The following is a 19,278-nucleotide window of genomic DNA, read 5'->3' as shown; positions in this document are numbered from 1 at the left end:
CCGGGGCCCCGGGGGGGGGGGCCCCCCCCCCGGGGGGGGGGGGCCCCCCCCCGGGGGGGGCCCCCCCCCGGGGGGGGGGGGGGGGCCCCCCCCCCCCCCACGACCTGGTAGGCCCAGGGCCTACTTGGCCTTCTCGAGGATCTCCACCAGGCGCCACCGCTTGGTCGCGGACAGCGGGCGGGTCTCCATGATAAGGACGAGGTCACCGACGCCGGCAGCATTCTGCTCGTCGTGGACCTTGACCTTGCTCGTGCGCCGGATGACCTTGCCGTAGAGCGGGTGCTTGACCCGGTCCTCGACCTCGATCACGACGGTCTTGTCCATCTTGTCGCTCACCACGTAGCCGCGCCGCGTCTTGCGGTTGGCGCGCTGGTCAGCGGCCGTCTCGGTCACCGGTGCGGCGTTCGTTGCGTTCTCGCTCATTCCAGCCTCACTCACTCACGCTCGGTGCGGTACGGATACCGAGCTCGCGCTCACGCAGGATCGTGTAGATCCGCGCGATGTCGCGACGCACGGCCTTCAGGCGACCGTGGCTCTCCAGCTGACCGGTGGCCGACTGGAAGCGGAGGTTGAAAAGCTCCTCCTTGGCCTTCTTCAGCTCGGCGACGAGCTTCTCGTCATCGAACGTGTCCAGCTCGCTCGAACCCAGTTCCTTGGTTCCGATAGCCATCAGTTGCCACCACCCTCGCGCACCACGAAACGGCACTTCATCGGGAGCTTGTGGATCGCGCGGCGCATGGCCTCGCGAGCCAGGGGCTCCGGTACACCGGCCAGCTCGAAGATGATACGGCCGGGCTTGACGTTGGAGATCCACCACTCGGGCGAACCCTTACCAGAACCCATGCGGGTCTCCGCCGGCTTCTTGGTCAGCGGACGGTCCGGGTAGATGTTGATCCAGACCTTTCCGCCTCGCTTGATGTGGCGGGTCATCGCGATACGAGCAGCCTCGATCTGGCGGTTCGTGACGTATGCAGGCTCGAGAGCCTGGATGCCGAACTCGCCGAACGCGATCTGGTTGCCACCCTTCGAGGCGCCGGAGCGCGAGGGGTGGTGCTGCTTGCGGTGCTTCAGCCTGCGCGGGATCAGCATGCTCAGGCCTCCGTTCCGGACTCAGGAGCCTTCTCGGCGACAGGTGCCTCCGCCCCTGCAGCTGCAGGTGCCTCGGACTGCGCCGGACGCTCGTTGCGACGACCAGCACCGCGACGGTCTCCACCACGGTCAGGACGGTCGCCACCGCGGGGGCCACCACGGCCCTGGCGGGGAGCGGCGGTCGCCTGCTGCGCAGCGAACTCCTTCTCGGTCATGTCGCCCTTGTAGATCCACACCTTGACGCCGATACGGCCGAAGGTGGTGCGGGCCTCGAAGAAGCCGTAGTCGATGTTCGCGCGGAGCGTGTGCAGCGGCACACGGCCTTCGCGGTAGAACTCCGAGCGGCTCATCTCGGCGCCGCCGAGACGACCCGAGCACTGGACACGGATGCCCTTGGCGCCGGCGCGCTGCGCGGACTGCATGCCCTTGCGCATCGCACGACGGAAGGACACGCGGCTCGCGAGCTGCTCCGCGATCCCCTGGGCCACGAGCTGAGCATCGATCTCAGCGTTCTTGACCTCGAGGATGTTGAGCTGGACCTGCTTGCCCGTGAGCTTCTCGAGCTCGCCGCGGATGCGGTCTGCCTCTGCGCCACGGCGGCCGATGACGATGCCCGGACGTGCGGTGTGGATGTCCACACGAACACGGTCGCGGGTGCGCTCGATCTCGACCTTGGAGATGCCGGCACGCTCGAGGCCCGTGGCCATGAGCTTGCGGATCTGGACGTCCTCACGGACGTAGTCGCGGTACCGCTGTCCGGGCTTGGTGCTGTCGGCGAACCAACGCGACCGGTGGTCGGTGGTGATGCCGAGGCGGTACCCGTGCGGGTGAACCTTCTGTCCCACTATCGGGCCCTTCCCTTCGTGTCTTCGCGCGGAACGAGAACCACGGTGATGTGGCTCGTCCGCTTGAGGATCTGGCTCGCGCGCCCCTGAGCGCGAGGCCGGAACCGCTTGAGGGTCGGGCCCTCGTCCACGAACGCCTGGGCAACGACGAGCTCCTGCTCGTCGAATGCCACGCTCGCGCGGTCGGCCTTCACCCGTGCGTTCGCGATCGCGCTCTCCACGACCTTGCGGATGGGCTCACTCGCGGCCTGCGGTGCGAACTTCAGCACCGCGACGGCCTCGGTGGCCTGCTTGCCACGGATGAGGTCCACGACGCGCCGGGCCTTCTGGGGCGTGACACGGACGAACCGCGCCTGCGCCTTGGCTTCCATTGCTGTCCTGCCTTCTTGTCTCGTCATGACGTTCGGAGTCGTCGTCTCTTGATCTGCGTCTGCACGCAGATCAGCGACGACGGCCCTTCTTGTCGTCCTTCACGTGGCCGCGGAAGGTCCGGGTGGGTGCGAACTCGCCGAGCTTGTGGCCAACCATCGACTCGGTGACGAACACCGGAGTGTGCTTGCGTCCGTCGTGCACGGCAAAAGTGTGACCGAGGAAGTCGGGCGTGATGACCGACCGACGGGACCAGGTCTTGATGACGTTCTTGGTCCCCTTCTCGTTCTGGACGTCCACCTTCTTCTGAAGGTGTCCATCGACGAAGGGGCCCTTCTTCAGGCTGCGTGGCATCTGTCAGGCTCCTATCAGCGCTTCTTGCCGGTACGGCGACGACGCACGATCAGCTTGTCGCTCGGCTTGTTGGGACGGCGGGTACGACCTTCGGCCTGGCCCCAGGGGCTGACCGGGTGACGTCCACCGGAGGTCTTGCCTTCACCACCACCGTGAGGGTGGTCGATCGGGTTCATGGCGACACCACGGACGGAGGGGCGCTTGCCCTTCCAACGCATACGGCCGGCCTTGCCCCAGTTGATGTTCGACTGCTCGGCGTTGCCCACCTCGCCGACCGTCGCGCGGCAGCGCAGGTCGACGTTGCGGATCTCACCGGACGGCATACGCAGCTGGGCGTAGGGTCCGTCCTTGGCGACGAGCTGCACGGAGGCACCAGCCGAACGGGCGATCTTCGCGCCGCCACCGGGCTTGAGCTCGATGGCGTGGATGACCGTACCGGTCGGGATGTTGCGCAACGGCAGGTTGTTGCCGGGCTTGATGTCGGCGCCGGCGCCGTTCTCGATGACGTCGCCCTGCTTCAGCTTGTTCGGCGCGATGATGTAGCGCTTCTCGCCGTCCGCGTAGTGCAGGAGCGCGATGCGTGCCGTGCGGTTGGGGTCGTACTCGATGTGAGCGACCTTCGCGGGCACGCCGTCCTTGTCGTGACGACGGAAGTCGATGACTCGGTATGCGCGCTTGTGGCCACCACCCTTGTGACGGGTGGTGATGCGACCGGTGCTGTTGCGGCCACCGCTCTTGGTGAGCGGACGGACCAGCGACTTCTCCGGCTGCGAGCGCGTGATCTCGACGAAGTCGGCAACGCTCGAGCCGCGGCGGCCGGGCGTCGTCGGCTTGTACTTACGGATTCCCATGGGGATCTGTCCTCAATCTGCTCTCGTCCGGCCTCAGCCGACCGGCCCGCCGAAGATGTCGATCGTGCCCTCGCGGAGGGTGATGATCGCACGCTTGGTGTCCTTGCGCTTGCCCAGTCCGAAACGCGTCCGCCGGGTCTTGCCCTTGCGGTTGATCGTGTTCACGGAGGCAACCTTGACCGAGAAGATCTGCTCGACAGCGATCTTGATCTCGGTCTTGTTGGCCCGCGGGTCCACGAGGAAGGTGTACTTACCCTCGTCGAGGAGCCCGTAGCTCTTCTCGGAGACCACCGGCGCGAGCAGGATGTCGCGGGGGTCCTTCGTCACGGCGGTCACTTCGCGGCCTCCTCGGCCTCGTCAGCTGCTTCCGACTCGGACGCGACGGCCTTGACCGACGAGCCCGTGGCGGGTCCGGCGAGGAACGCAGCGAGTGCGCCCTCGGTGAAGACCACGTCGTCGGAGACCAGCACGTCGTAGGTGTTCAGCTGGTCAGCGACCAGGAGGTGCACCTGCTCCGCGTTGCGGAGGGACTTGCTCGTCAACTCGTCGCCGCGCTCCAGCACCACGAGCACGTGCTTGCGGGGAGAGAGGTTGGCGAGCGAGGAGATCGCGGCCTTGGTCGACGGCTGGCCGTCGATCCCGAAGCCGGACACGACGTGGACACGGCCTGCACGAGCCCGGTCGGAGAGGGCGCCGCGCAGGGCAGCAGCCTTCATCTTCTTGGGGGTGCGCTGGCTGTAGTCGCGCGGCGTCGGGCCGTGAACGACCCCACCGCCGGCGAACTGAGGCGCACGGGTCGAACCCTGACGGGCTCGGCCGGTGCCCTTCTGCTTGTACGGCTTGCGTCCACCACCGCGGACCTCGCCGCGGCTCTTGGTGTCGTGCGTGCCCTGACGGGCTGCAGCGAGCTGCGCGACGACAACCTGGTGGATCAGCGGGACGTTCGTCTGGACGTCGAACACCTCGGCGGGAAGCTCGGCGGTGCCGGCCTTCTTGCCCGTGGCGTCGAGGACGTCAACAGTGAGAGCTGCCATGAGTGTCATGCTCCCTTCACGGCGCTACGCACGAGGACGACGCCGCCCTTGGGGCCGGGCACTGCGCCCTTGACGAGCAGCAGACCCTTCTCTGCGTCGACCGCGTGGACGGTCAGGTTCTGCGTGGTCTGCTGGTCGAAACCCATGCGACCAGCCATGCGCACGCCCTTGAAGACTCGACCCGGGGTCGAGGCCCCACCGATCGAACCAGGCTTGCGGTGGTTACGGTGTGCACCGTGGGAGGCAGGCGCGCCGTGGAAGCCGTGACGCTTCATGACACCGGCCGTGCCCTTGCCCTTGGTGGTGCCCTGGACGTCGACCTTCGCGCCGGCCGTGAAGACCTCCGCGGTGATCTCCTGGCCGAGGGTGTACTCACCGGCGTTGGTCGTGCGGACCTCGGTCACGTGACGGCGCGGCGTGACGCCGGCCTTCTCGAAGTGACCCTTGAGGGGCTTCGTGACCTTGCGCGGGTCGATCTGGCCTGCAGCCAGCTGGACCGCGCTGTAGCCGTCGACCTCGTCGGTACGGACCTGGGTCACGACGTTCGTGCCCACGGCAACGACCGTGACGGGAACCAGGCGACCGGCCTCGTCCCAGAGCTGGGTCATGCCGAGCTTCGTGCCGAGCACGGCCGTGACGGGCCGCTCGTTCTGCTGGGGGGTAGTCATGTTGTCCTCCCGCCTCAGAGCTTGATCTCGATGTTCACGTCCGCAGGCAGGTCGAGACGCATGAGCGAGTCGACGGCCTTCGGAGTGGGATCGATGATGTCGATAAGCCGCTTGTGCGTGCGCATCTCGAAGTGCTCGCGGCTGTCCTTGTACTTGTGAGGCGACCGGATGACGCAGAAGACGTTCTTCTCCGTCGGCAGCGGCACCGGGCCCACGACCGTTGCACCAGCGCGGGTGACAGTGTCGACGATCTTGCGCGCCGAGCTGTCAATCACCTCGTGGTCGTAGGACTTGAGCCGGATGCGGATCTTCTGTCCCGCCATGGCGTCGTCTGACTCTCTCTCTCGAACCGCTAGCTGTCCGACCCCCGCGCTCGGGCGTGTCGCCTATCGCGACCTACCCAGCGCACGCACCGAGGAACGGTGCAGGGCCGTTGGATATGTGAACCGCTCACGCATCGGGCCAACTTCTGGCGCCCGACGGCGTCACAGCCGTTCACAACGTTGTCGAGCCTGTGCAGAACCTGAGCTCCGCGGGGTCCTCGATCCGTATCGACAGAGAGTTCAACCCGCGGCAACCCCGGAATACCGAGGTCCGCATGCTTAGCGGTTCAACACACTGTTCGACACATGAAAGAGCGCACCCGTAACAGGCAACCTGAACAGTCTGCCACAGGAAGCCGTGGAAGACCAATCATGGTGCGTGTGACTCTGCCCTCAGAGGGACTGTCCCCACGCTCCGACCGACACGCTCACGCGCAGTGCGGGCTTGTCGGTCCTTCTAGGGTAACCGCCCGGACGGGCCTCGCAGGACGAAGTGACCGCCCTCACACCCGCGATCGGCCCGGCACCGGGAACCGTGGACCGTCCACGCGCGCCTCACCTGCATCGATGCGACGCGGCGACGCCTCCACCAGGTTCCAGATCGGTGGGAGATCACACCGCCGGAACCTGCCGATCCGCCCCGCACACCCCCGCTCGAGGCGCCTCGCACGACCGGACACGACCCCAGGCCGGCGGTGCGTCGCTCGATGGAGCCTCGCTCTGCCCTCTCCCCCGCGACCGCACGGAGCGACGACGCCCACCGGCTCGTCGGGCGACTCGACGTCCGCGGGCGGTCCCTGGCAGCTCGACCTCCGACATCAGGCCCGCCGGCACCAGTACGCGAGGACGACGGCGTCGCGGCGCACCCTCGGCGTCAGGGTCAGGCACGGCCGGCCAGGCGTCCGGGGACGACGAAGGGCCCGGGTACCTTGCGGTACCCGGGCCCTTCGGTCAATCTTTCCCGGCTCCCCGAGCGCGAGGCTCAGGAGCTGCCGGGGTGGATCAGGTGGTCAGAAGATCACTTGATGATCTTCGTGACACGGCCCGAACCGACCGTACGGCCGCCCTCACGGATGGCGAAGCCGAGGCCCTCCTCCATGGCGATCGGCTGGATCAGCGCGACCGTCATCTCGGTGTTGTCACCAGGCATGACCATCTCGGTGCCCTCGGGCAGCGTGATGACGCCGGTGACGTCCGTGGTGCGGAAGTAGAACTGCGGACGGTAGTTCGAGTAGAACGGGTTGTGACGCCCACCTTCGTCCTTGCCCAGGATGTAGACCTGAGCCTCGAAGTCGGTGTGCGGGGTGATCGAACCCGGCTTGACGACGACCTGGCCGCGCTCGACGTCCTCGCGCTTGATGCCGCGGAGCAGCAGACCGGTGTTGTCGCCGGCCTGAGCCTCGTCCATCTGCTTGTGGAACGTCTCGATACCCGTGACCGTGGTCTTCTGCGGGTTGCGGATGCCGACGATCTCGACCTCGGAGTTGACCGCGAGGGTGCCGCGCTCGACCTTGCCGGTGACGACGGTGCCACGACCGGTGATCGTGAAGACGTCCTCGACAGGCATGAGGAAGGGCTTGTCGAGCTCACGGACGGGCTCGGGGACGTTCTCGTCCACGGCCTCCATGAGCGCCTCGACGGACTTGACCCACTCGGGGTCGCCCTCGAGAGCCTTCAGACCGGAGACGCGGACCACGGGGGCCTCGTCGCCGTCGAAGCCCTGCGACGAGAGGAGCTCACGCACCTCCATCTCGACGAGCTCGAGGATTTCCTCGTCCTCGACCATGTCGGACTTGTTCAGCGCGACCAGCAGGTAGGGGACACCCACCTGGCGGGCGAGCAGAACGTGCTCACGCGTCTGGGCCATGGGGCCGTCGGTCGCCGCGACCACGAGGATCGCGCCGTCCATCTGAGCGGCACCGGTGATCATGTTCTTGATGTAGTCGGCGTGCCCGGGAGCGTCGACGTGAGCGTAGTGACGCTTCTCCGTCTCGTACTCGATGTGCGCGATGTTGATCGTGATACCGCGCTGCTTCTCTTCCGGAGCCTTGTCGATCTCGTCGAACTTGAACTCGGGGTTCACGTCCGGGTACTTGTCGTGCAGCACCTTGGAGATCGCTGCCGTCAGGGTCGTCTTACCGTGGTCGACGTGACCGATGGTGCCGACATTGACGTGCGGCTTGGTCCGCTCGAACTTGGCCTTCGCCACTGGGGTCCTCCTGGGACTTGGGTAGTTGTGCCGAACGATGCAGATGCACAAGACATCTGCGGGGCGTGCGGGTCGCTACAGGTTGATGGTTGTTACAGGGTCTTCGACCTGTGGGGACTCACTCGCCCCGGGTCTTCTTGATGATCTCTTCGGCAACGTTCCGAGGGACCTCGGCATAGCTGTCGAATGACATCGAGTACACAGCACGACCCTGGGTCTTGGACCGCAGGTCGCCGATGTACCCGAACATCTCGGACAACGGTACTTGAGCACGGATGACCTTGACACCCGTCGCGTCCTCCATGGACTGGATCATGCCGCGACGAGAGTTGAGGTCACCGATCACGTCGCCCATGTACTCCTCGGGCGTACGCACCTCGACCGCCATGACCGGCTCCAGCAGAACCGGGTCCGCCCGCTTGACGCCCTCCTTGAGGACCATCGAGCCGGCAATCTTGAATGCCATCTCCGAGGAGTCGACATCATGGTACGCGCCGTCGATGAGCGTAGCCTTCACGCCCACGAGCGGGAAGCCGGCGAGGACACCCAGCTGGAGGGCAGCCTGGATACCGGCGTCGACCGACGGGATGTACTCACGCGGGATGCGACCACCGGTGACGGCGTTCTTGAACTCGTAGAGCTCGCCGCCCTCGGTCAGGTCGAGAGGCTCGAAGGTGACCTGCACCTTGGCGAACTGACCCGAACCACCGGTCTGCTTCTTGTGCGTGTAGTCGATCTTCTCCGCCGCGCGGCGGATGGTCTCGCGGTACGCGACCTGCGGCTTGCCGACGTTCGCCTCGACGTTGAACTCGCGACGCATGCGGTCGACGAGGATGTCGAGGTGGAGCTCGCCCATGCCGCCGATGACGGTCTGGCCGGTCTCCTCGTCGAGCTTGACGCGGAAGGTCGGGTCCTCCTCGGCGAGCTTCTGGATGGCGACCGAGAGCTTCTCCTGGTCGGCCTTCGTCTTGGGCTCGATGGCCACGTCGATGACGGGCTCCGGGAAGGTCATCGACTCGAGGACCACGGGGTTCGCGATGTCACACAGGGTGTCACCGGTCGTCGTGTCCTTGAGGCCGATGAACGCGTAGATGTGGCCGGCGCTGCCGAGCTCGACCGCGTTCTCCTTGTTGGAGTGCATCTGGAAGATCTTGCCCAGACGCTCCTTCTTGCCCTTGGTCGCGTTGAGCACCTGGGTGCCCGGCGTGACCTGGCCGGAGTAGACGCGGACGTACGTCAGCTTGCCGAAGAACGGGTGCGAGGCGACCTTGAACGCCAGGGCCGCGAAGGGCTCCGTGGCGTCGGGGTGGCGCTCGACGATCTTCTCCTCGTCCTTGACGTCGTGACCGTTGATGGCCGGCACGTCGAGGGGCGAGGGGAGGTAGTCGATGACCGCGTCGAGCATGGGCTGGACGCCCTTGTTCTTGAACGCGGAGCCGCACAGGACGGGGAAGGCCTCGCCCGAGACGGTGAGCTTGCGGATCGCGGACTTGATCTCCGCGATCGTCAGCTCTTCACCGTTGAGGTACTTCTCGAGAAGCTCCTCGTCGGCCTCGGCGACGTTCTCGACGAGCTCGGCACGGTAGGTCTTGGCCTTCTCGAGGAGGTCCGCGGGGATCTCCTCGATCTCGTAGGCCTCGCCCATCTTGGTCTCGCCGCGCCAGACGAGCGCGCGCATCTCGAGCAGGTCGACGACGCCCGTGAACTCGCTCTCCGAGCCGATCGGCAGCTGGATGACCAGCGGCTTGGCCTTGAGGCGGTTCACGATGGTGTCGACCGTGAAGTAGAAGTCCGCGCCGAGCTTGTCCATCTTGTTGACGAAGCAGATGCGCGGGACGTTGTACTTGTCGGCCTGGCGCCAGACGGTCTCGGACTGGGGCTCGACGCCCTCCTTGCCGTCGAAGACAGCAACAGCGCCGTCGAGCACGCGCAGGGAGCGCTCGACCTCGACCGTGAAGTCCACGTGGCCCGGGGTGTCGATGATGTTGATCTGGTTCTTGTTCCAGAAGCAGGTCACGGCGGCAGACGTGATCGTGATGCCGCGCTCCTTCTCCTGCTCCATCCAGTCGGTCGTCGACGCGCCGTCGTGCGTCTCACCGATCTTGTAGTTCACCCCGGTGTAGAACAGGATGCGCTCGGTGGTCGTGGTCTTACCGGCATCGATGTGGGCCATGATGCCGATGTTGCGGACCTTGTTCAGGTCGGTCAGCACGTCGTGTGCCACGGGTACTTCCCCTTTGTGTGGGTTGAGTCGGGGGCGATGCTTCGACCGAGAGGCCGGCTGGACCCGCCGACGGCCCCGGGGGTGAACCCCCAGGGCCGGTCGGTCGGACTACCAGCGGTAGTGCGCGAAGGCCTTGTTGGACTCGGCCATCTTGTGCATGTCCTCGCGACGCTTGACCGCGGCACCGAGGCCGTTGCTCGCGTCGAGGATCTCGTTCATGAGGCGCTCGGTCATGGTCTTCTCGCGACGGGCGCGCGAGTAGTCCGTGAGCCAGCGCAGCGCGAGCGTCGTGGAACGCGTGGGGCGCACCTCGACGGGGACCTGGTAGGTCGCGCCACCGACACGGCGAGAGCGGACCTCGAGGGCCGGGCGCACGTTCTCGAGCGCACGCTTGAGGACGACGACGGGGTCGCCGTCGGTCTTCGCGCGGACACCCTCGAGGGCACCGTAGACGATCGCCTCGGCGGTCGACTTCTTGCCGTCCAGGAGGACCTTGTTGATGAGCTGCGTGACGACCGGGGAACCGTAGACAGGGTCGACGATGAGCGGCCGCTTCGGGGCGGGGCCCTTACGAGGCATTAGCTCTTCTCCTTCTTGGCGCCGTAGCGGCTGCGAGCCTGCTTGCGGTTCTTGACGCCCTGGGTGTCGAGTGCGCCACGGACGATCTTGTAGCGGACACCGGGGAGGTCCTTCACACGGCCGCCGCGGACGAGCACGATGGAGTGCTCCTGGAGGTTGTGGCCGACACCGGGGATGTACGCGGTGACCTCGACCTGCGAGGACAGCTTCACGCGTGCGACCTTGCGCAGTGCGGAGTTCGGCTTCTTGGGGGTGGTGGTGTACACACGCGTGCACACACCACGCCGCTGCGGGGAACCCTTGAGGGCGGGAGTCTTGGACTTCCCGACCTTCGAGGTCCGCCCCTTGCGGACGAGCTGCTGGATCGTAGGCACTACGTCTCCGTGTCTTCTCGAGCTGGACCGGGGCGAACCCCGGCGGTGGTCTACGGGCTGTGGGCGCCGACGGCAAACGGCACCTGCGACGCAGAGCGTCGCAATCGCCACGTACCACCGGCTCGATGGTCCGGGCCCCGAACCACGGATCATCCGAGGAACACAGGGACCGGAATGCTCGCGCACTCACATCGGCTCGCTGGAGAACACCACAGCGAGCCCGACGGCGCGGGCACGGTCATTCACGATACCTGCCAGTTGGCAGGTAGTCAAAGCGAGAGGGGGTGGTCGCGGCGCGTCGAACGCGCCACGACCACCCCCTGTGCTACTCGCTCCCCCGCGGCCCGACGACGAGACGTCGCCGGGCTGCGGGGACAGGATCAGCGGTAGTCGCCGAAGTCCAGGTCCTCGAGCGGGATCGCCTCGCCGGAGCCCATGCCGAGCCCCTGGAAGTCGATCTCGTCGTAGCCGAAGCTCGGGTAGAGCTCGGTCTTGGCCTGCTCGGTGGGCTCGACCTCGACGTTGCGGTAACGGGGCAGACCCGTACCGGCCGGGATGAGCTTACCGAGGATGACGTTCTCCTTGAGGCCGAGGAGCGGGTCACGACGACCGCTCATCGCTGCCTCGGTGAGGACGCGCGTCGTCTCCTGGAAGGAGGCCGCCGAGAGCCACGAGTCGGTCGCGAGCGACGCCTTCGTGATCCCCATGAGCTCGGGACGGCCGGAGGCCGGCTGGCCCCCCTCCGCCACGGCGCGACGGTTGAGGTCCTCGAAACGTCCACGCTCGGCCAGCTCGCCCGGGAGCAGCTGCGAGTCGCCCGAGTCCAGCACGGTCACGCGACGCAGCATCTGCCGCACGATGACCTCGATGTGCTTGTCGTGGATGTCCACGCCCTGGGAGCGGTAGACCTCCTGGACCTCGTCCACCAGGTGCTTCTGGGTGGCACGGGGGCCGAGGATGCGCAGGACCTTCTTGGGGTCGACCGCACCCTGGACCAGCTGGGTACCGACCTCGACGTGGTCGCCGTCGCTGACGAGGAGGCGCGAACGCTTCGTCACCGGGTAGGCGAGCTCTTCCGAGCCGTCGTCGGGGGTCAGGACGATGCGGCGCGTGCGCTCCGCCTCGTCGATCGTGATCCGACCCGAGAACTCCGCGATGGGGCCCTCACCCTTCGGGGTACGTGCCTCGAAGAGCTCGGTCACACGGGGCAGACCCTGCGTGATGTCGTCCGCGGAGGCCACACCACCGGTGTGGAACGTACGCATCGTCAGCTGGGTACCGGGCTCACCGATCGACTGGGCCGCGATGATGCCGACGGCCTCGCCGATGTCGACGAGCTTGCCCGTGGCCAGCGAACGGCCGTAGCACTTGGCGCACGTACCGACGCGGGACTCGCAGGTCAGGACCGAGCGGACCTTGACCGTGTCGATCCCGGCAGCGAGGAGCGCGTCGATGACCAGGTCACCGGCGTCCTCACCACCCTTGGCGATGAGGTTGCCGTCGGCGTCCTGCACGTCGGAGGCCAGCGTGCGGGAGTAGATGCTCGTCTCGACCTTGTCGTGACGGACCAGGCGGTCGCCGATCTTCTCCCCGACGGGCAGCGTCAGACCACGCTCGGTGCCGCAGTCCTCCTCGCGGACGATGACGTCCTGCGACACGTCGACCAGACGACGGGTCAGGTAACCCGAGTCGGCCGTACGCAGGGCGGTGTCGGCGAGGCCCTTACGGGCACCGTGCGTCGCGATGAAGTACTCGAGGACCGAGAGGCCCTCACGGTAGTTGGACTTGATCGGGCGAGGGATGATCTCACCCTTCGGGTTCGCCACGAGGCCGCGCATACCGGCGATCTGACGGACCTGCATCCAGTTACCACGAGCACCCGAGCCGACCATCGTGTAGACGGTGTTGCGCTCGGGGAAGCTCGCGCGCATCGCGGTGGCGACCTTGTCGGTGGCCTGGGTCCAGATCTCGATGAGCTCCTGACGGCGCTCGTCGTCCGTGATCAGACCACGCTCGTACTCCTGCTGGACCTTGAGCGCACGAGCCTCGTGCTCCTCCAGGATCGCGGCCTTCTCGCTCGGCGTCGCGACGTCGGAGATCGCGATGGTGACACCCGAACGGGTGGCCCAGCGGAAGCCGGCCTCCTTGAGGGCGTCGAGCGAGGCAGCGACCTCGACCTTGGGGTAGGTCTCGGCGAGCTCGTTGACGATCGTCGAGAGCTTCTTCTTGTCGACGATCCCGTTGACGTAGCCGTAGCTGACGGGGAGCGTCTCGTTGAAGAGCGCGCGGCCGAGCGTCGTCGCGAAGACGAACGGCTCGCCCGGGACGAAGGCCTCGGGGGCGTCGCCCTCGGCGAAGACGAGGCCGTCCATGCGGATGCTGACCTCGGCGTTCAGGTCCAGCGTCCCACCGTCGAAGGCCATGATGGCCTCGGCGACGGAGCTGAACGCACGCCCTGCACCCTTGGCATCCTTCTTGTCGTTCGTCAGGTGGTACAGGCCGATGATCATGTCCTGCGAGGGCATGGTCACCGGACGGCCGTCCGACGGCTTCAGGATGTTGTTGCTCGAGAGCATGAGGATGCGGGCCTCGGCCTGGGCCTCGGCCGACAGCGGCAGGTGCACGGCCATCTGGTCACCGTCGAAGTCCGCGTTGAACGCGGCACACACGAGCGGGTGCAGGTGGATGGCCTTGCCCTCGACCAGCTGGGGCTCGAACGCCTGGATACCGAGACGGTGCAGCGTCGGTGCACGGTTGAGCAGCACCGGGTGCTCGGTGATGACCTCTTCGAGGACGTCCCACACGACCGGGCGCGCGCGCTCGACCATGCGCTTGGCGCTCTTGATGTTCTGCGCGTGGTTCAGGTCCACGAGGCGCTTCATCACGAAGGGCTTGAAGAGCTCGAGGGCCATCTGCTTCGGCAGACCGCACTGGTGCAGCTTGAGCTGCGGGCCGACCACGATGACCGAACGGCCCGAGTAGTCGACACGCTTGCCGAGCAGGTTCTGACGGAATCGACCCTGCTTGCCCTTGAGCATGTCGGAGATCGACTTCAGCGGACGGTTGCCGGGGCCCGTGACCGGGCGACCACGACGGCCGTTGTCGAAGAGCGAGTCCACAGCTTCCTGCAGCATGCGCTTCTCGTTGTTGACGATGATCTCCGGGGCGCCCAGGTCGAGAAGACGCTTGAGGCGGTTGTTCCGGTTGATCACGCGGCGGTACAGGTCGTTCAGGTCCGAGGTCGCGAAGCGGCCACCGTCGAGCTGCACCATGGGGCGCAGGTCCGGCGGGATGACCGGGACGGCGTCCAGCACCATGCCCGTGGGCGAGTTCGTGGTCGTCAGGAACGCGTTGACGACCTTGAGGCGCTTGAGCGCACGGGTCTTCTTCTGGCCCTTGCCCGAGCGGATGATCTCGCGCAGGAGGTCGGCCTCGGCAGCCAGGTCGAAGTCCTGGAGACGCTTCTGGATCGCCGCGGCGCCCATCGAGCCCTCGAAGTAGTTGCCGTAGCGGTCCTGGAGGGCGCGGTACAGCATCTCGTCGCCCTCGAGGTCGGCGACCTTGAGGTTCTTGAAACGGTCCCAGACCTGGTCCAGGCGGTCGAGCTCGGCGTCGGAACGCTTGCGGATCGCCGCCATCTCGCGCTCGGCCGAGTCGCGGACCTTGCGGCGGGCGTCGGCGCGAGCGCCCTCGGCCTCGAGCGCGGCCAGGTCGGCCTCGAGCTTCTGGGCACGGGTGTTGATGTCGTTGTCGCGACGGTCCGTGATCTCCTTCTTCTCCAGGTCGATCTCGTTCTGGAGGTTGGGGAGGTCTTCCTGACGGCCCTCGACGTCGACCGACGTGATCATGTACGCGGCGAAGTAGATGACCTTCTCGAGGTCCTTCGGCGCGAGGTCGAGGAGGTAACCGAGGCGGGAGGGCACACCCTTGAAGAACCAGATGTGCGTGACAGGAGCGGCGAGCTCGATGTGGCCCATGCGCTCGCGGCGCACCTTCGAGCGCGTCACCTCGACGCCGCAGCGCTCGCAGATGATGCCCTTGAAGCGCACGCGCTTGTACTTGCCGCAGTAGCACTCCCAGTCACGGGTGGGACCGAAGATCTTCTCGCAGAAGAGCCCGTCCTTCTCCGGCTTGAGGGTGCGGTAGTTGATGGTCTCAGGCTTCTTGACCTCGCCGTGAGACCAGTCACGGATGTCGTCTGCCGTGGCCAGTCCGATACGCAGCTCGTCGAAGACATTGACGTCGAGCAAGGTGGTCCTACTTCCTTCGTCTGCCGGCCTGTCCGGGGTTCGTCCCGGCCGGCGCGGTGGAGGTGCTACAGAGTGTCGGGTGGCGGTGGGGGCGGTCGTTCGTCACGAACGCCCCCACCGCTTCCGAGATCAGATCTCGTCGATGCTGGATGCTGCGTTGGGGCGACGCGAGAGGTCGATGCCGAGCTCCTCGGCAGCGCGGTACACGTCGTCGTCCGACTCACGCATCTCGATGGAGACACCGTCGCTGGAGAGCACCTCGACGTTCAGGCACAGCGACTGCATCTCCTTGAGGAGAACCTTGAAGGACTCCGGGATGCCCGAGTCGGGGATGTTCTCGCCCTTGACGATCGCCTCGTAGACCTTGACACGGCCCGGGACGTCGTCGGACTTGATCGTCAGCAGCTCCTGGAGGGTGTACGCCGCGCCATAAGCCTCGAGCGCCCACACCTCCATCTCGCCGAAACGCTGTCCACCGAACTGCGCCTTACCACCCAGCGGCTGCTGCGTGATCATGGAGTACGGACCGGTCGAGCGGGCGTGGATCTTGTCGTCCACCAGGTGGTGGAGCTTCAGGATGTACATGTAGCCCACGGAGACCGGCTCCGGGAACGGCTCGCCGGAGCGGCCGTCGAACAGACGGGCCTTGCCGTCGCGCCCGACCATGCGGTTGCCGTCACGGTTCGGCAGCGTCGTGGAGAGCAGACCCGTGAGGGCTTCCTCCTCGAGGCCGTCGAAGACCGGGGTGGCCACGGGGCGACCGGGCTCGGACGATGCCGCGACGACGGGGAGGCGCTCCTTCCAGGAGAGGTCGCCCTCGCCTGCTGCGCCGTCCGTCTGCGAGATGTCCCAGCCCTGCTTGGCGACCCACCCGAGGTGGGTCTCGAGGACCTGGCCGACGTTCATACGACCGGGGACACCCAGCGGGTTGAGGATGACGTCCACAGGGGTGCCGTCCTCGAGGAAGGGCATGTCCTCGACCGGGAGGATCTTCGAGATGACACCCTTGTTGCCGTGACGGCCGGCGAGCTTGTCGCCGTCCGTGATCTTGCGTCGCTGCGCGATGTAGACGCGGACCAGCTGGTTGACGCCGGCGGGCAGCTCGTCGCCGTCCTCACGGTTGAACTCGCGGACGCCGATGACGGTGCCGGACTCGCCGTGGGGAACCTTGAGCGACGTGTCGCGGACCTCGCGGGCCTTCTCGCCGAAGATGGCGCGCAGCAGGCGCTCCTCGGGGGTCAGCTCGGTCTCGCCCTTGGGCGTGACCTTGCCGACGAGCACGTCGCCCGCGCCGACCTCTGCGCCGATGCGGATGACTCCGCGCTCGTCGAGGTCCGCCAGGACGTCCTCGGAGACGTTCGGGATGTCCCGCGTGATCTCCTCGGGGCCGAGCTTCGTGTCGCGGGCGTCGACCTCGTGCTCCTCGATGTGGATCGAGGACAGGACGTCGTCCTGCACGAGGCGCTGCGACAGGATGATCGCGTCCTCGTAGTTGTGGCCTTCCCAGGACATGAACGCGACCAGCAGGTTGCGGCCGAGCGAGAGCTCGCCCTCGTCGGTCGCCGGGCCGTCGGCCAGCACGGAGCCGACCTCGACGCGTGCGCCCTCGTCGACGACGACGCGCTGGTTGTACGACGTGCCCTGGTTCGAGCGGCGGAACTTGGCCGCGCGGTAGCTCGTCGTGGTCGCGTCGTCGTTGGCGACGACGATCATGTCGGCCGAGACCTCGGTCACGACACCGGGCTTGGTGGCGACGATGACGTCACCGGCGTCGATGGCTGCACGACGCTCCATGCCGGTCCCGACGAGCGGGGCCTCGGAACGGACCAGGGGCACGGCCTGACGCTGCATGTTGGCACCCATGAGTGCGCGGTTGGCGTCGTCGTGCTCGAGGAACGGGATGAGGGCGGTCGCGACCGACACCATCTGGCGCGGCGAGACGTCCATGTAGTCGACCTCGGTGCCGAGGACGTCAGCCGTCTCGCCACCCTTGGTACGGACCAGGACGCGCTCCTGACGGAACGAGCCGTCCACGTTGAGCTCGGTGTTCGCCTGGGCGATGACGTAGCGGTCCTCGTCGTCGGCCGTCAGGTAGACGACCTCGTCGGAGACCTTGCCGTTCTCGACCTTGCGGTACGGCGTCTCGATGAACCCGAACGGGTTGATCCGGCCGTAGGAGGCGAGCGATCCGATCAGACCGATGTTCGGGCCTTCAGGAGTCTCGATGGGGCACATGCGGCCGTAGTGCGACGGGTGGACGTCACGGACCTCCATGCCGGCGCGGTCACGGGACAGACCACCCGGGCCCAGCGCGGACAGACGACGCTTGTGCGTCAGGCCGGCGAGCGGGTTGTTCTGGTCCATGAACTGCGACAGCTGCGAGGTGCCGAAGAACTCCTTGATCGACGCCACCACGGGGCGGATGTTGATCAGGGTCTGCGGCGTGATCGCCTCGACGTCCTGGGTCGTCATGCGCTCGCGCACGACGCGCTCCATGCGCGAGAGACCGGTGCGCACCTGGTTCTGGATGAGCTCACCCACGGCGCGGATACGACGGTTGCCGAAGTGGTCGATGTCGTCGGTCTCGACGCGGATCTCGACGGGCTCGCCGGCACGCGTGCCGGGGAGCGTCGTGACCTCTGCGTGGAGGGCCGCGAGGTACTTGATCGTCGCGACGATGTCCGTGACGGACAGCGTGGAGTCCGCGAGGGGTGCGTCGACGCCGAGCTTCTTGTTCGCCTTGTAGCGGCCGACCTTCGCGAAGTCGTAGCGCTTGGGGTTGAAGTAGAAGTTCTCGAGGAGCGAGCGGCCGGCCTCGACCGTGGGCGGCTCGCCCGGGCGGATCTTGCGGTAGAGGTCGACGAGCGCCTCTTCCTCGGTGTGGACGTGGTCCTTCTCGAGCGTGTCGAGCACGGCCGGGAAGTCCGCGAACTCCTCGCGGATCTGCGACTCGGTCACGCCGAGGGCCTTGAGCAGCACCGTGACGGACTGCTTGCGCTTGCGGTCGACGCGGACGCCCACGGCGTCACGCTTGTCGATCTCGAACTCCAGCCACGCACCGCGCGACGGGATGATCTTCGCGGAGTAGATGTCCTTGTCGCTCGTCTTGTCTGCCTGGCGCTCGAAGTACACGCCGGGCGAACGGACGAGCTGCGAGACGACGACGCGCTCGGTGCCGTTGATGATGAAGGTGCCGCGCGCGGTCATGAGCGGGAAGTCGCCCATGAAGACGGTCTGGCTCTTGATCTCACCGGTGTTGTAGTTCACGAACTCCGCGGTGACGAAGAGCGGTGCGGCGAAGGTGAAGTCCTTCTCCTTGCACTCCTCGGCCGTGTACTTCGGGGGCTCGAAACGGTGGTTCGAGAAGGAGAGAGACATGGAGGAGCCGAAGTCCTCGATCGGGGAGATCTCCTCGAAGATCTCCTCGAGACCCGACGTCGCGGGGACGTCCTGGCGACCGGCAGCAGCCGCGGCGTCGACGCGTGCGCGCCACGCCGGGTTGCCGAGCAGCCAGTCGAAGCTCTCCGTCTGGAGCCCGAGCAGGTCGGGCACCTCGAGAGGCTCGTAGATCTTGGCGAAAGAGACGCGCCGGGAAGCGGTGCGGTTCGCGATAGCGTCGGCGGACGGAGCAGAAGGGGTGCGCGAGGCAGCCAAGAGGGGTCCTTCCCTGCAGATCGATTGCACGCTGTACGCTGCGTGGCTGGAGGACCTCTTCCCCCTGAGGCTGCCGTGGTGCACGATGGACGCACACCGGAGACGGTTCGGGCAGTTCAGAGGGTGCCGAGGGCACACGCGAGCGCAAAGCGCTAGCATACCCGGCCCGGTCAAGCGTGTCCAGCGACGCCAAATCACGGCCTGTCAAGACCGTTGTCGAGCCGCGTTCCACTCCCCCACCGGACCGGTGAGGACATCTTCTCGGTGGCCGCCATATGCCGCCCAAGAACACGAAAAATTCCCTGCCCGACGGCGCCGGTCACCTTCTCCTGGAAGGTGGGCTCCGGCGTCGGGCCGGGAGACGCACAAGCGACGAGAGGCCCGCACCCCGGAGGGTGCGGGCCTCGTCGCCTGTGCTACCTGTCAGGTCGCGCGAGGCGACCTGTCATGCGATA

The 19,278-nt window shown here is 66.7% G+C and carries 17 protein-coding genes; all 17 read right to left on the bottom strand.

What is annotated here, in order from left to right; translation table 11 throughout:
• Nucleotides 1-120: 120 nt before the first annotated feature.
• The 17 genes from rpsQ to rpoB all read right to left on the bottom strand — a co-directional run bounded on the left by rpsQ (nucleotide 121) and on the right by rpoB (nucleotide 18,823).
• Complete coding sequence (gene rpsQ, locus ACIPWA_RS01440) at nucleotides 121-423, bottom strand: 30S ribosomal protein S17 (RefSeq protein WP_056653775.1); 303 nt, start codon at nucleotides 421-423, stop codon at nucleotides 121-123.
• A 7-nt stretch (nucleotides 424-430) separates the two neighbouring features.
• Nucleotides 431-670 (bottom strand): 50S ribosomal protein L29, encoded by a 240-nt coding sequence (rpmC, locus tag ACIPWA_RS01435; protein WP_056653772.1) that lies wholly within the window; start codon nucleotides 668-670, stop codon nucleotides 431-433.
• Complete coding sequence (rplP, locus tag ACIPWA_RS01430; RefSeq protein WP_056653770.1) at nucleotides 670-1,089, bottom strand: 50S ribosomal protein L16; 420 nt, start codon at nucleotides 1,087-1,089, stop codon at nucleotides 670-672. The genes rpmC and rplP overlap by 1 nt, the downstream gene beginning before the upstream one ends.
• Before the next feature lie 2 nt (nucleotides 1,090-1,091).
• On the bottom strand, nucleotides 1,092-1,934 hold the full coding sequence (rpsC, locus tag ACIPWA_RS01425; protein WP_030151934.1) for a 30S ribosomal protein S3: 843 nt from the start codon (nucleotides 1,932-1,934) through the stop codon (nucleotides 1,092-1,094).
• Nucleotides 1,934-2,305, bottom strand: a complete 372-nt coding sequence (gene rplV, locus ACIPWA_RS01420) for a 50S ribosomal protein L22 (RefSeq protein WP_030151935.1) — start codon at nucleotides 2,303-2,305, stop codon at nucleotides 1,934-1,936. The genes rpsC and rplV overlap by 1 nt, the downstream gene beginning before the upstream one ends.
• A 70-nt stretch (nucleotides 2,306-2,375) precedes the next feature.
• Complete coding sequence (gene rpsS, locus ACIPWA_RS01415; RefSeq protein ID WP_012867940.1) at nucleotides 2,376-2,657, bottom strand: 30S ribosomal protein S19; 282 nt, start codon at nucleotides 2,655-2,657, stop codon at nucleotides 2,376-2,378.
• A 14-nt stretch (nucleotides 2,658-2,671) separates the two neighbouring features.
• The gene (gene rplB, locus ACIPWA_RS01410; protein WP_056653766.1) at nucleotides 2,672-3,508 is read right to left on the bottom strand and encodes a 50S ribosomal protein L2; all 837 of its coding nucleotides are present in this window, start codon (nucleotides 3,506-3,508) and stop codon (nucleotides 2,672-2,674) included.
• Nucleotides 3,509-3,541: 33 nt separating this feature from the next.
• Complete coding sequence (gene rplW / locus ACIPWA_RS01405; RefSeq protein ID WP_056653763.1) at nucleotides 3,542-3,844, bottom strand: 50S ribosomal protein L23; 303 nt, start codon at nucleotides 3,842-3,844, stop codon at nucleotides 3,542-3,544.
• On the bottom strand, nucleotides 3,841-4,542 hold the full coding sequence (gene rplD / locus ACIPWA_RS01400; RefSeq protein ID WP_056653761.1) for a 50S ribosomal protein L4: 702 nt from the start codon (nucleotides 4,540-4,542) through the stop codon (nucleotides 3,841-3,843). The genes rplW and rplD overlap by 4 nt, the downstream gene beginning before the upstream one ends.
• 5 nt (nucleotides 4,543-4,547) lie before the next feature.
• Nucleotides 4,548-5,210 (bottom strand): 50S ribosomal protein L3, encoded by a 663-nt coding sequence (gene rplC / locus ACIPWA_RS01395; RefSeq protein ID WP_056653758.1) that lies wholly within the window; start codon nucleotides 5,208-5,210, stop codon nucleotides 4,548-4,550.
• A 14-nt stretch (nucleotides 5,211-5,224) separates the two neighbouring features.
• Nucleotides 5,225-5,533: a 30S ribosomal protein S10 gene (gene rpsJ / locus ACIPWA_RS01390; RefSeq protein ID WP_012867945.1), complete on the bottom strand. Its 309-nt coding sequence runs from the start codon at nucleotides 5,531-5,533 to the stop codon at nucleotides 5,225-5,227.
• Between the two features lie 1,018 nt (nucleotides 5,534-6,551).
• Nucleotides 6,552-7,742, bottom strand: a complete 1,191-nt coding sequence (tuf, locus tag ACIPWA_RS01385; RefSeq protein WP_056653755.1) for an elongation factor Tu — start codon at nucleotides 7,740-7,742, stop codon at nucleotides 6,552-6,554.
• A gap of 118 nt (nucleotides 7,743-7,860) precedes the next feature.
• Entirely contained in the window at nucleotides 7,861-9,966 is a 2,106-nt protein-coding gene (fusA, locus tag ACIPWA_RS01380; RefSeq protein WP_056653753.1) for an elongation factor G, read from the bottom strand.
• A gap of 108 nt (nucleotides 9,967-10,074) precedes the next feature.
• On the bottom strand, nucleotides 10,075-10,545 hold the full coding sequence (gene rpsG, locus ACIPWA_RS01375) for a 30S ribosomal protein S7 (protein ID WP_030151942.1): 471 nt from the start codon (nucleotides 10,543-10,545) through the stop codon (nucleotides 10,075-10,077).
• Complete coding sequence (rpsL, locus tag ACIPWA_RS01370; RefSeq protein ID WP_021479869.1) at nucleotides 10,545-10,919, bottom strand: 30S ribosomal protein S12; 375 nt, start codon at nucleotides 10,917-10,919, stop codon at nucleotides 10,545-10,547. The genes rpsG and rpsL overlap by 1 nt, the downstream gene beginning before the upstream one ends.
• Before the next feature lie 380 nt (nucleotides 10,920-11,299).
• Entirely contained in the window at nucleotides 11,300-15,169 is a 3,870-nt protein-coding gene (locus ACIPWA_RS01365; RefSeq protein WP_400287820.1) for a DNA-directed RNA polymerase subunit beta', read from the bottom strand.
• A gap of 129 nt (nucleotides 15,170-15,298) precedes the next feature.
• Nucleotides 15,299-18,823: a DNA-directed RNA polymerase subunit beta gene (rpoB, locus tag ACIPWA_RS01360; RefSeq protein WP_056762583.1), complete on the bottom strand. Its 3,525-nt coding sequence runs from the start codon at nucleotides 18,821-18,823 to the stop codon at nucleotides 15,299-15,301.
• Nucleotides 18,824-19,278 lie beyond the last annotated feature (455 nt).

Origin of the sequence: Oerskovia enterophila (genome assembly GCF_044748475.1) — a bacterium.
GTDB classification, from domain to species: domain Bacteria; phylum Actinomycetota; class Actinomycetes; order Actinomycetales; family Cellulomonadaceae; genus Oerskovia; species Oerskovia enterophila.
This window is presented reverse-complemented; position numbering and strand designations above follow the sequence as displayed.